Origin of the sequence: Riemerella anatipestifer (assembly GCF_009670965.2) — a bacterium.
GTDB lineage: Bacteria > Bacteroidota > Bacteroidia > Flavobacteriales > Weeksellaceae > Riemerella > Riemerella anatipestifer_B.
On sequence record NZ_CP073239.1, the window covers coordinates 330764 to 344386 of the forward strand.

The 13623-nt window shown below is 37.8% G+C and carries 11 protein-coding genes; 6 read left to right on the top strand and 5 right to left on the bottom strand.

All coding sequences use genetic code 11. The features are described 5' to 3' along the window. Positions 1–95 precede the first annotated feature (95 nt). Together D1J36_RS01530 and fmt are read left to right on the top strand one after the other, a co-directional pair. Entirely contained in the window at positions 96–2000 is a 1905-nt protein-coding gene (locus tag D1J36_RS01530) for a RecQ family ATP-dependent DNA helicase (RefSeq protein WP_154137173.1), read from the top strand. After that, positions 1997–2947: a methionyl-tRNA formyltransferase gene (fmt, locus tag D1J36_RS01535; RefSeq protein ID WP_154137174.1), complete on the top strand. Its 951-nt coding sequence runs from the start codon at positions 1997–1999 to the stop codon at positions 2945–2947. Before D1J36_RS01530 ends, fmt begins: the two co-directional genes overlap by 4 nt. 58 nt (positions 2948–3005) lie before the next feature. On the opposite strand, the gene fahA is transcribed toward fmt, so the two are convergent. From fahA to D1J36_RS01560, 5 genes are all read right to left on the bottom strand, one after another. Next, a complete protein-coding gene (gene fahA, locus D1J36_RS01540; RefSeq protein ID WP_154137175.1) occupies positions 3006–4256 on the bottom strand; it encodes a fumarylacetoacetase in 1251 nt (416 codons plus the stop codon). A 3-nt stretch (positions 4257–4259) separates the two neighbouring features. Beyond that, on the bottom strand, positions 4260–4730 hold the full coding sequence (locus D1J36_RS01545) for a hypothetical protein (protein WP_154137176.1): 471 nt from the start codon (positions 4728–4730) through the stop codon (positions 4260–4262). Between the two features lie 60 nt (positions 4731–4790). Then, complete coding sequence (gene hppD / locus D1J36_RS01550; RefSeq protein ID WP_154137177.1) at positions 4791–5921, bottom strand: 4-hydroxyphenylpyruvate dioxygenase; 1131 nt, start codon at positions 5919–5921, stop codon at positions 4791–4793. A 350-nt stretch (positions 5922–6271) separates the two neighbouring features. Next, complete coding sequence (locus D1J36_RS01555; RefSeq protein ID WP_154137178.1) at positions 6272–6658, bottom strand: HU family DNA-binding protein; 387 nt, start codon at positions 6656–6658, stop codon at positions 6272–6274. An 86-nt stretch (positions 6659–6744) separates the two neighbouring features. Beyond that, positions 6745–8943: a fibrobacter succinogenes major paralogous domain-containing protein gene (locus D1J36_RS01560; protein WP_252339402.1), complete on the bottom strand. Its 2199-nt coding sequence runs from the start codon at positions 8941–8943 to the stop codon at positions 6745–6747. A gap of 670 nt (positions 8944–9613) precedes the next feature. On the opposite strand from D1J36_RS01560, the gene lpxK reads away from it, so the two are divergent. The 4 genes from lpxK (at position 9614) to rnhA (ending at position 13611) form a co-directional block, all read left to right on the top strand. Then, the gene (gene lpxK, locus D1J36_RS01565; RefSeq protein ID WP_154137179.1) at positions 9614–10639 is read left to right on the top strand and encodes a tetraacyldisaccharide 4'-kinase; all 1026 of its coding nucleotides are present in this window, start codon (positions 9614–9616) and stop codon (positions 10637–10639) included. Then, entirely contained in the window at positions 10623–11435 is an 813-nt protein-coding gene (locus tag D1J36_RS01570) for a purine-nucleoside phosphorylase (protein WP_154137180.1), read from the top strand. Before lpxK ends, D1J36_RS01570 begins: the two co-directional genes overlap by 17 nt. Positions 11436–11559: 124 nt before the next feature. After that, positions 11560–13131 carry a replicative DNA helicase gene (gene dnaB, locus D1J36_RS01575; RefSeq protein ID WP_154137181.1) on the top strand — a complete coding sequence of 524 codons (1572 nt, stop codon included), beginning with the start codon at positions 11560–11562 and terminating at the stop codon, positions 13129–13131. Further along, on the top strand, positions 13132–13611 hold the full coding sequence (gene rnhA, locus D1J36_RS01580) for a ribonuclease HI (protein ID WP_154137182.1): 480 nt from the start codon (positions 13132–13134) through the stop codon (positions 13609–13611). The last annotated feature ends 12 nt before the right edge of the window (positions 13612–13623 follow it).

The window sequence follows — 13623 nt, forward strand, 5'->3', positions numbered from 1 at the left end:
TTAATATAAGGATTGAAGTTCTAGTAATTTCAATCCTTATATTTTTTGTAAGAGTAGGTATTTTAGCGTAATTTTGAGGCAGAATAGATTACACAATGCCTCTCCTACCCGAACATATCACTAAACTACTCTATGATACACTTGCCCATTTTTGGGGCTATCAAGAGTTTAGAGAACCACAGGAAGAAATTATCAGCTCTATCATTATGGGGCAGGATACTTTCGCTCTCTTGCCTACAGGAGGCGGAAAATCTTTGTGTTATCAGCTCCCTGCATTAGTTTTAGAAGGTACTTGCATTGTGGTTTCTCCACTTTTGGCTCTAATGAAAGACCAAGTATATCAACTAAAAAGCAAAGGTATAGAAGCCGAATATCTGAGTTCAGAATTAGACGAAGCCCAAGCAGAACAAATCTATTCACTTTGTATTGAGGGAACTACCAAAATACTATTTGTATCTCCCGAAAGGCTTACCAACAGCCTTTTTCTTCAAAAAATAGAAGAAATTAAAGTCTCTTTTTTAGCGGTGGACGAAGCCCATTGTATCTCCGAGTGGGGACAAGACTTTCGCCCAAGCTACCAAAACATCTATAAATTTAGAAAAGACCGACTGAAAGATTTGCCCGTTTTAGCCCTTACAGCTACGGCTACTCCAAAGGTATTAGAGGATATTAAGTCTAAACTCAATCTAAAAACACCACAGATATTTCAAAAGAGTTTTGAACGGACAAATATTAAAATACACACAGAAGAATGTTCCGACAAATATTCTAGAATTTTAAATTTGGTAAAAAACCACCCTTATTCGGGAATTATATACGCTTCTACGAGAAAGGAAACTCAACAACTCACCGAGTTCCTGCAACATAATGGAATTCCTAATGTTGATTTTTACCACGCTGGACTGCCACTTAAAGAAAAACACCAAAAACAGAATCAGTGGTTGCATTCTAACAATGGAGTTCTAGTGGCTACCAACGCTTTTGGAATGGGCATAGACAAAGATAATGTACGATATGTGATACACCTATCTCCACCTAGTTCGGTAGAAAACTATTACCAAGAAATCGGGAGAGGAGGTAGAGATGGCGAACCTGCCTTCGCTTATTTGTTATGGAACAAGTATGAACTTTCTAATTCTGACGAAATACTCAAACAACAAATTCCTAACAAAGAGAGTTTTAAAAAGGCTATATCTTACCTCTATTCTTTATTTCAGATAGCTGATTTTGAACTTCCTGAACAGACTTTTCAGTTTAACATTAGACAATGGCAACGGCTTACCAAAATACCTTTAGCCTCGCTTAAAAATATTTTGAGCTTCCTGCATAATCAAGAAGTCATCTATTATAACAACCTTAAATCTAAATCTAGCATAGAGTTAAACATAGAGGTGGAAGACTTTGAAAGTCTAGCTTCTCAAGATGCCTATTTTATAGAAATGTTGTTAAGACATCTATCTGGATTTTCGCATCATAAAGTTAGCTTTAGAGAAGAGCATTTAGCTCATAAAATCAACACCAACCCTACTGTACTAAAGCAACGCCTCCTAGAACTTGCCGACAAAGACTATATTAACTATATAGATGGGGCTTTAGCTAGTATTAGATTTCTTATTCCTAGAGATAATGCAAGTTTTGGTGGTAAATGGTGGCATCTTTTTCTGGAAATACAAAAAAACAAAGTTCAGAAATGGGAAGAAATGAAGTTTTTTGTTCAATCCGAAAAGTATTGCAAAATGAAAATGATATTATCTTATTTCGGAGAGAAAAAGGCTCAAAATTGTGGGCAATGCTCGGTTTGTTTGTCTCGTAAAACCTCGCTATCTTCTGCCCAAAACCCGATACTCAAAGTTTTAGCAATAAGACCTTGTACTTTAGAAGACCTCTCGGCACAGATACCACATCTATCGAGAGAAAAGCTATTAGAACAAGTGATTCTTCTGCTAGATACCGATAAAATTAAAATGCTTAACTATAAAACTTATACAATAAACTCATGACAAAACCTTTAAAAGTAGTATTCTTCGGAACACCAGATTTTGCTAAACATAACTTAGAAGCCATACATCACTCTCAACATCAAGTAGTAGGTGTAGTTACAGTAGCCGATAAAGCCAGCGGAAGAGGTCAAAAAATAACAGCTTCGCCTGTTAAAGAATATGCACTAGAGCAAGGTCTGCCCATCTATCAGCCAGAAAAACTTAGAAATCCTGACTTTCTAGAAGCAATGAAACAACTAGAAGCCGATGTTTTCGTAGTGGTGGCGTTCCGTATGATGCCGAAAGTTTTGTTTGAAATTCCTCGTTTGGGTACTTTTAACCTGCACGCTTCATTATTGCCTGATTACAGAGGTGCAGCTCCTATCAATTTCGCTATTATCAATGGAGAAACCACCACAGGTGTTACTACTTTTTTCATCAACGAAAAAATAGATGAGGGTAACATTCTCCTGCAAAAAGAACTAAGTATTGCTCCTGATGAAGACGCAGGAAGCCTACACGACAGACTTATGACCATAGGTGGCGAACTCATTGTAGAAACCCTAGACGGCTTATCTGCTAATAGTATTACAGAGCAACCTCAACCCATTGTAGCCGAACCTAAAAATGCTTTCAAAATCTTTAAAGAAGACACCAGAATCAATTGGAACGACACAGGAGTGAATCTGCATAACTTTGTACGAGGTCTATCTCCCTACCCTACTGCTTTTACCAACATCAAAATTGGAGAAGAAGAAAAATCGCTTAAAATTTACAAAGGTTACTTTCAACCATCTGAACATTCTCACCAAGCCGGAGAGATTGAAATAACCAAAAATAGTTTTAAAATCTATACTAAAGACGGTATCTATTTCCCTGAAGAACTACAACTACAAGGTAAAAAGAGAATGCCGGTAAAAGATTTCCTCAACGGTTTTAGAGATTTTGATAACATTCGACTTGTTTAACAAACCTATACAAAGCATAAAAAACTGCCCTAAAATTTTCTTTTAGGGCACTTTAGTTTTATATTTTAGCTGGTAACACTTTGGTTTTTACTTCACCAAAACCTACTCTAATATGTTCTTTTTGGGCGAAACCTCTCATCGTGATGGTATCGCCGTCCTCTATAAATTTCCTTTCGCTACCGTCTGAAAGTATTAAAGGATTTTGCCCTCTCCAAGTAAGTTCTAGCATAGAGCCAAAACTACTCGGTTCTTTACCCGAAATAGTTCCCGAAGCATACATATCTCCCACCTCTACATTACAACCATTAACGGTATGATGTGCCAACTGCTGAGCCATATTCCAATACATATACTTGAAATTAGACTGGCAAATAAGGTTCTCCGCTCCATTTTCAGGAGATAGGTAAACTTCTAAAGCAATATCAAAATTTTTATCGCCTTCAAACTTTAGGTAAGGTAACACCTCTGGTTCTTGCTTAGGAGAGGTAGTTCTAAACGGTTCTAAAGCCTCTAACGTAACCACCCAAGGCGATATGGACGAACAGAAGTTTTTCCCTAAAAACGGACCTAGCGGCACATACTCCCAACTCTGAATATCCCTAGCCGACCAGTCATTAAACAGTACCATTCCGAAAATGGAGTCCTCCGCATCTTTGGTAGAAATACTTTCGCCCATCTCTGTATTCTTATTAACTATAAAAGCCATCTCTAGCTCAAAATCTAACTGTTTAGATGCTCCAAATATCGGTTGGTTGGCGTCCGCAGGTTTCATTTGCCCTTTCGGTCTATGAAAATCCACTCCCGAAGTTACAATAGACGAAGCCCTGCCGTGATATCCTACTGGAACATGTTTCCAATTAGGTAAAAGGGCATTTTCTGGGTCACGGAACATTTTTCCAACATTGGTAGCGTGTTCTATACTGCTGTAAAAATCAGTATAGTTAGGGATATGCACCGGCATCAACATTTCCACCTCATCTAAATCATAAAAGCATTCTTCTATCACTTTTTCATCTTTAGAAAGTTTAGAACCTTCTAAAAGCAACTCTTGTATTCTTTCTCTAACAACGGTGGTTACAGGTTTGCCTAGCTCTATAAAATCGTTTAGGGTATAGCCTTCAAAAACATTTTCGGTTAAGCCTTCTATATCGTCAAAGTAGCCATAATCGTAAAGTGAAGCTAGGTCTATTACCAAATCACCTATTCTAGTAGCACAAGCAATATACTCGTGATTGAAAACCGCCACCCCAAACGGAATGTTATAAATAGAAAAATCGGACTGTTCGTTATAATTTACAAATGATTTCATAGTTTATTTTTTTACAGGTTGTTTTGTGATAGATTGTTCATCTATCCAGCGTTGTTTTGTGTTGATGTCTATTAGGTAGAGAATTTCTTTCTCTCTATTTAGCATTAGGGTTTTAGTAACCGCAATAGGTATCTTTTTTCCTTCTAATTTATCGGCTCTTATAGAAACAATGTTTTTCTTTCTAATAAAATCACCATCATAGACTTTGGAAGAGGTTTTATCATCAGACTTGGCATCTAATAGTTCTATATAATTCACTTTATCATTGGTAAACACAATAAATTCTCGCTCTGTTCTGTCTTCAAAATCTTTTATGGAAACAAACTTTTTACCGTCTAGGTTTACTCCACTTAAATCTTGGTTAAAGCCTCTTCTTTCTTCTAAACGGTCTAAAATAGCGTTGAGTGTACCGAAATTCTGTGCTTTAATACCGAAAGAGGCAATAACAAAGCCTAATGCAATTATTTTTTTCATTATTTATATCATTTAAAAAATACAGTACACAGATTAAAGTGTATTGTATTGATGTTTATTTTAGAGATTACCTCTTCTCGCTTGTTCTTTTTCTAAGGCTTCAAAAAGGGCTTTGAAATTACCTGCACCAAAGCTCTGTGCTCCGTGTCTTTCAATAATTTCAAAGAAGAGCGTTGGGCGGTCTTCCACAGGTTTAGTAAATATTTGGAGAAGGTAGCCTTCCTCATCGTGGTCTATTAAGATGCCTAGTTCTTGCAGTTTTTTAAGGTCTTCGTCTATATGCCCCACACGCTCTGGTACCATTTCGTAATAGGCATTTGGTGGTGCTGATAGAAACTCTACTCCTTTGGCTTTAAGTTCGGAAACGGTTTTTATAATATCTTTGGTAGCTACCGCAATATGTTGCACTCCTTCGCCTTCGTAGAAGTCTAGATATTCTTCCACTTGAGATTTCTTTTTACCCTCGGCAGGTTCGTTAATTGGGAATTTAGCATAGCCATTACCATTTGCCATTACTTTAGACATCAACGCAGAATACTCCGTATTGATTTGCTTGTCATCAAAGCTAAGAATATTAACAAAGCCTAGCACCTCTTCATACCACTTAACTACTGGGAGCATTCTGTTCCAATCTACATTTCCCACACAGTGGTCCACATGAAGTAAGCCTACATCTGAAGGGTTATAATCGCTTTCCCATTTTTCGTATCCTGGCATAAATGGACCTGTGTAGTTTTTTCTTTCCACGAACATATGCACCGTTTCCCCATAAGTGTAGATACCCGACATTCTTACTTCTCCGAACTCATCGGTAAGTGTAACGGGTTCCAGATAAGGTTTACCGCCTCTTTTGGTGGTTTCTTCAAATGCAGCATAGGCATCATCTACCCAAAGTGCCAATACTTTAACCCCATCTCCGTGTTTTTTTTGGTGTTCACAGATAGGCGAGTTAGAGTTTAACCCAGAAGTTAAAACTAATCTGATTTTTCCTTGTTGTAAGACATAAGAAGCTCTATCTCTTACGCCCGTTTCTGGTCCAGCATAAGCTACGGACTGAAATCCAAACGCTGTTTTGTAGAAGTGAGCTGCTTGTTTGGCATTACCTACATAAAGTTCTATGTAATCTGTCCCATTGATGGGCAAAAAATTTTGTGCTTTCGCAATTTTTTCAGCAAATGTTAGTTCCGACATATTTTTACTTTTTAGATATTTAATTTTGATGAGCCAAGATACAATTTTTTGGTTATTTAGGATAAATTTTACCTACCGTTATTTATTCCAAATGCATCAAAGTATTTTTTTTCTTGCAGACCTTCTGAAAAAACCTCGCACAAGATTGCCAAAAACCTCGCACGATTTTACTAAAAACGGTGCGAGGTTTTTATAAACTTCTCGCACCGTTTTTAGCAAGACCTCACTAGGTTTTGCATAACACCCCTCCGAAGACCATCTAAAGCCATACTAAGCTAGCACTGCTATAAAAATAACGACTGCCAACTTTTGGTTGGCAGTCGTTCCATTCAAAATAGGGTTGCCCCTATTTATTTACTATACTTCTCGTATTTTGCTGTTAAGAGCATACCGCGTAAATCTTCCCCTGGGCGAAACTGAATTTTAGCACTCTTAATACTAGAGGCGGTAACTTTATTGGCTTCGTCTTCGCCATTGGAGGAAATGCCAACTTGAAAAGAACCAAAATCTCCCAATCTTACTATTTTGCCATCGGACAAGTGTTTGGATAGCAGCTTAGTGAGGTCATTAAGCACCGCCAGCACATCGGTATCGCTTACAGTGGTGGAACCTTGGGCGATTTCTTTGCTTAAGGCTTTGAAGGTAATTTCGCCATCTGCTTTGGCATTGGCATACCACTTTTTCTCATCTCTTTTAGAGGGGTTTACCCTTTCTATTACATTGTATTTAATAGGCATACTACTTTGTTTTTTTATTGGTTATACTTTAGTTATTTGCTTTATATATAAGGAGGGGGATACCCTCTCCCTTAGGCTAAGTCTGATTAGTTATCCTTAATGCAACGCACACTAAAGGCATTTGCTGCCCAACCATACTCACCATTAATCGAGCTGGAACCAATTTGATGATGTAGTGTAGTCATTTCTGTTGATGATCTTATCCAACCTGCTGTTCCCTGATACCCAAAAGCGGCATTACCCATTGCACGATAACCATTCGCAGTCAATCGTAGAATCGTGTCAAACCACAACTCATTTCTTCCATCTATTTCTCCATCTTGACCAGTATATGCACTATGCAAAGCTTTTAGTTCGTCTCTTGTTGGTACATGATAACCTGATGGGCAAGGGTTGGTAGCACCATTCTTTTGCCATAATACAAGATTTCCTGGCTTATAGATAGCATTCGTCCAATAGAACGGCCTATTATTGACCTTAATAAACTGATTGGTATCAGGTGTCGTCCAAGAGGCTGACAGATAGGAGCTAGGATTGTTATATTTAGGCATACCACTAGTAGGTCCAGTCCAATTAATAAGTTCATGTCCATCAGGGTTACGCTGCCATTGGAATAGCGAACCATAAGCCTTCCAATCTGACTTAAGAGTAGCTTGCTGTACTGGGTTAAACCACGGTGAGTCTATTTTAGCATATTCTGTTCCAAGGTTATTATTCAGCCAAGTTCTGCCGTCTGGACCTTGGATAGGAACATAGAGGAATTGATGTTCTAATTCTTTAGCACCATAACCCACACAATCAAATGTTGTTTTACCAAAACAACGGTCTGGGATACCCCCAATACCTTTAAGCACTACACTATACTGCTGTCCGTTTAGTGTGTAAGGTATGGTGGCAATTTCGTACTCTTCCCCTGGAGGTAACATTTTTACGAGATACTCCCCATCGCCATCTACACTTATAGTGGCATCTAAAGTTCCATTCACGCCAAAATTTCCTGCTGGGATATTAAGTGTAAGCTTATTGGTGTCATTATTTTGTCCTGCAGTGGTAGCTACTGCTTGAGAGGTTACCTCGTTATAAGACCCACTACCGTTAGTATAAGGTATTTTTACCACCAATTTATTCGTTCCATTATTTATCTTGCCTTGGATTTCCGTTTTTGGTGTGGTTCCGTCATAAACAAGCGAAACTACATACTCCGTTTTAGGGTTATTAATAGTGGCAGAACCTAAACCTACGACAGTCGATTGGTCTGCTTGTGCACCTAACTTACTAAAATTAGTTTGTAAAGAGCCTGTTTCGGGGGTACCACTCATAGTGTACCATAACATCGCCGACTCTCCCGAGTTCAAAGTGATAAGGTTGGGCGAGGCACACGACATCAAGCTACCTGTAGGTGTAGAACCATTAAGCTTTTGCCATTGGCAATTCCCTGCCGAAATATTAGCTGAGCCATTCTGTACTGTAACGGCATCTGCAAAAGATGAACTAATATTAGAAAACGAGTTGTTTTCTAACTTAAACTTGACTTTTTGGCTATTATTGAAGTTAATGCCTCCAATATAAGAGCCCTCAAAACCTGCCGCCGTTACCGCTACACTTTGTGCTTTATTACTCCCTACATCGGGTAAGCAAGACCATTGGTGCACCCCTGAAACTATGCCCAGATACATCTCTAGACATTTCTTATCGGTATTGTAAATCATAGTGCCTTCTTCTACATTATTAAAAGTAGAACGTTCTGAAGTAGTGAGTTTTGGAAAAATAACTCCCTGAGGAGTACCCGCAGGTAAAAGATCAAGTGCTTTCCTAGAAATGTCTAAACTGGCTTTAGGGGATGGTGTTTCTATCCCTACATTTCCTTTTCTGTCGATGACTAAACGCTCCCGCTCTGCTGACCAGATTTTAAAATCACCATTACCTTTTACACTCAGCTCAACTCTCTTACTAAAGTCATTAGGATGTAGGGCAATACCACCTCCATCGGTATTAGTAGAGTTAATAATTAGCGGAAACCAGCTATTGGCTGAGATTTCTAATCTAGCATTGTTATCAATTGGGGTTTGGGTTCCCATTCCCACCCATCCGTTATCTTTTACTATTACCAAGTCGGTATCAGCATTATTACGGATATTAAAGGAATGGGTATTTACGGTTTCACCCTTTCCTTTTACATCTAAAGTGGCTCTCGGCTCAGTAGTGTTGATGCCCACTCTACCACTGTAATCTTGGGCGTTCAGCACCAAAGGCAGAAACACCGCGCATAATAAGTTTTTTTTCATAAAATGTATAGTTTATATGTTTAAAGTTCAAAGTTTATAGATGCTATATTTAGATGTTAGACTTAAGAGTTGAGGTGATACTAAGTTCTAAACTCTTATATCTCACCTGTAACCTAAAAAAACGCCTTCCCCCTCTTAACACACACAAAACAAGGAGGAAGGCTAAGGCAGAAAGGACATAATATCCTTCCTGTAAGCTAGAAGCTCCTAACAAAAACAACAAATTAAACTTATGAAATAAGGAGACTTCTAGCGGTTTATGAAAACAAAACTTAAAGTGTGCTAAACACGAAATGCCTCCAACGAATGTTGGCGGAACATTATTTATAATTAACGATAAGAATCTAAAGAATTTTCTAGATAGTCGGACGCATACCCACGAAACTACTGTGTGTGTTTACGAAATTATTTGGAACTACCAAATAATTGGAGTGCTTTTTTACACTTTTTTGTATGTAATTGGTATAGTGTCTCATAAACTGAGGGCAAACATATCATCTTTTGTGGAAGTATGCAAGTTTTTGGAAAAAAAAGTAATAAATAGGGCATAATTTATATCCACCACTCTATAAAAAACAAAACTAATTTTCTTTTTTGTTTCTAATGGGCTTTCTTTCTTTCCTCGTAAAAAAAGCGTACTTTTGCCTACGGAAATTTGTAAGTGGACTATATGAAAAGATGGTATCTCTATCCTTTTTCCTTAATCTATCATCTAGGGACTTCTGTAAGAAACAAAATGTATGATTGGGGATTGTTGCCTTCTACGAAATTTAATACATCTATTATCAATGTAGGTAACCTCTCCGTAGGTGGTAGCGGGAAATCTCCAATGGTAATGCATATTGCAGAACTCCTTTCAAAAAGTCATCGTACGGGAGTGCTTTCTAGAGGCTATGGACGTACTACCAAAGGCTATGGAGTTGTGAATTACAATAGTAATTATAAAACGGTAGGCGATGAAGCTATGCAACTTTTTGAACGCTTTAAGAATCGTTTTGTAATTGGGGTAAGTGAGGATAGAGTTTTCGGTGCTAAGAAACTTATTTCTGATATGGATTTAGATGTGCTAGTGCTAGATGATGCATTTCAGCACCGCCGAATCAATGCAGGGCTTAACATCTTAATGACCGACTACAACGACCCTTACTTTAAAGACTTTATTCTTCCTGCAGGGAATTTAAGGGAGAGCCGAAACGGAATGAAAAGGGCTCATATCATTGTAGTTTCTAAATGTCCTGCCAATATTACGGAGGAGAAAAAACAATACTATATTTCTAGAATAAGCCCTAAACATTACCAAAAGGTATTTTTCTCCACCATCAATTATGATGAAACGGTGTTCTCCAAAACACAATCTTTACCAGATAATAATTTGGCTTATTACGATATATTGGTGATTACAGGAATTGCCAATCCAACGCCTTTCCTAGAACATCTGAATAGATTTGCTAAGAGAGTAAAGCACCTTAAATTTAAAGACCACCACAGCTTTACAGATGCTGATGTGCAAAAAATAATCTCCGAGTATAAAAAAATGGGAGATTATAAAATGATACTTACCACAGAAAAAGATTTTGTAAGGCTAAAAACTTTTGAATATCTAAGTGATAAATTATATTACTGGCCTATCAATGTAGAAATGGATAAGCTAGAGGAGTTTAACAAAATAATACTGAATTATGTTAGAAAAATTTAAAGAAACAGCAGCGTTTATTAAGAACATTATTGGAGATACACCAGACTTTGCTATCGTGCTAGGCTCTGGATTAGGTAAATTAAAAGACGAAGTAGAGGCAATCCACACTTTGGACTATGCTGATATACCTAACTTTCCTCAAACTACAGTAGTTGGGCACGGAGGTAGCCTAATCTATGGTACACTAGAAGGTAAGAAAGTACTTATGATGAGCGGAAGATTCCACTACTACGAGGGGCATTCTATCGAAACGGTAACCTTCCCTTTCCGTGTGTTCCATTTATTGGGTATTAAAAATCTAATCGTTTCTAATGCTTCAGGTGGGGTAAACCCTAACTTTAAAGTGGCTGATGTGATGCTGATTAACGACCACATCAATATGATGCCAGAACACCCATTAAGAGGTAAAAATATAGATGAATTAGGTCCTCGTTTCGTAGATATGAGTGAGCCTTATAACAAAAAAATGTTGAGCATTGCTGAAGAAGTAGCAAAAGAGAATAACATCACAGTACACCAAGGGGTTTATGTAGCTCTGCAAGGACCTACTTTTGAAACACCTGCTGAATACGGGTTAATCCGTGCTATTGGTGGTGATGCTGTGGGTATGAGTACCGTGCCTGAAGTTATTGTAGCAAAACATCAAGGTATGGATGTATTTGGTATTTCTATCATTACCGATTTAGGCGGACCAGAAATTGCGTTCAATGTTTCTCACGAGGAAGTTTTAGAAGCAGCTAACAAAGCAATGCCTAATGTTATCAAAATTGTAAAAGGCTTAGTAAAGAATTACTAAGAAAAATATAAATGATTAGCTAAGAGACTGTACTTGTTGCAGTCTCTTTTTTTATTGCTAAAAAGATAATAACAAGTTTTTAACATTGTAGCTCTATAAAACATAAAACCACTATCTTTGCCCTATGGCACAAAAGGAAACATTATCATCTTTAGTCAACGGTAATTTTGCGAAGGAACTCTCTATTTCTCAAGGCAAAATGCCACCCAATGCAGTAGATTTAGAAAGACTGGTTATAGGAGCTTTTCTTATTGATAAAAAGGCACTTGATAATACTTACGATTTACTCACGCCTGAGGTATTTTACGACCCTAGACATCAGGAGATTTACCGTATCATCATTAAATTATTTGGTGATAATACGCCGATAGACATTCTAACGGTAATCCAAGAATTAAAGAAGCAAGAAAAACTTAATTTGGCTGGTGGGGACGCTTATATCATAGATTTAACCACAGGCATCAGTTCTTCTGCCCATATAGAATACCACGCGAGAGTTATCCTAGAAAAATACATTTTGAGGTCGCTCATCAATGTATCTGCGAATGTGATAGACAATTCTTACAAAGAATCTACAGATGTATTTGAACTTTTAGACCGTGCCGAACAATCTTTTTTTGAAATCACCAACGGAACGATAAAAAAGGGCTTTGATACTGCTAGTTCTTTAGTAAGTGAAGCCATTGAAAAAATTAAATCTCTTAAAGATAAAGAAGGGCTTTCGGGTATTCCTTCGGGATTTACCCAACTTGATAAGGAAACAGGAGGTTGGCAAAACTCGGATTTGATTATCATAGCAGCTCGTCCTGGTATGGGGAAAACGGCGTTTATCCTTTCTATGGCTAGAAATATTGCAGTAGAACATCAAATTCCTATTGCTGTATTTTCATTAGAGATGGCATCAGTACAGCTTATTACCAGAATGATTTCTTCCGAAACAGGGATTTCCTCTGAAAAATTAAGAAAAGGTCAAATGAGCGATGAAGAATGGCAACGCCTCTTTAACAATGTTGCTGCTTTAGAAAACGCTCCACTTTATATAGATGAAACACCAGCTCTCTCCATTTTTGACTTTAGAGCAAAATGCCGAAGACTTGTAATGCAACACGGCGTGAGAATCATTATGGTGGATTATTTACAGCTAATGACTGCAAACTCTGGAAAAGGTGGTACAAGGGAGCAAGAAATTTCCACCATATCTCGTTCATTAAAAGCCATAGCAAAGGAACTCAATGTGCCTATTATTGCTTTATCACAGCTTTCTAGAACGGTGGAAACTCGCCCTAACAAACGCCCTCAACTTTCTGATTTAAGGGAATCTGGTGCGATAGAGCAAGATGCGGATATTGTATCTTTTATCTTCCGTCCAGAATATTATAAGATAGATTTTTGGGATAATGATGAGGAAGGAGCACAAACCAGCACTACCAACCAAGCCGAAATTATTTTAGCAAAACACCGTAATGGTGCTACGGGCGAAGTAAGGCTTTCTTTCTTTAAAGAAATTGCCAAGTTTGCGGATTTAGATTTATACGGCGGTTACGAAAGTTCTAATTTTGGGCGAATGGATAATAATCCTAGCGGATTTGAAAGCATCAAAACTACCATACAACCAAGTGCTGCATTTGATATTCCAGATAATATTTCTGGGTCTTCTATGAATGAGATTGATGATTATGACGATATGCCATTCTAAATGAAGATTGATATCTACACAGATGGAGCTTGTAGTGGAAATCCAGGCAGAGGTGGCTATGGAGTTATTATGCGAGTTTCTGGACTGAATTATGAGAAAGCATTTTCGCAAGGGTTTAGAAAAACGACTAATAACCGTATGGAACTATTGGCGGTTATTGTGGCATTAGAAAAACTTAAAAACAACGAAAACGAAGTTCATATCTATACTGATAGCAAGTATGTCTCCGATGCCATTAACCAAAAGTGGCTGTATGGTTGGATAAAAAAAGGATTTAATAAAGTTAAAAATCCTGATTTGTGGCAAAGGTTAGTCCCTTTGATGAGAATGCACAACCCAACTTTCCATTGGATTAAAGGGCACAACGGACACCCCGATAATGAACGTTGCGATAGACTAGCCGTAGCCGCTGCAAATGCTCCTACACTAGAAATAGACAAGGGTTACGAAGAAAACGCAACCCTTGACTCATTGTTTTAGTATTTTATTCTT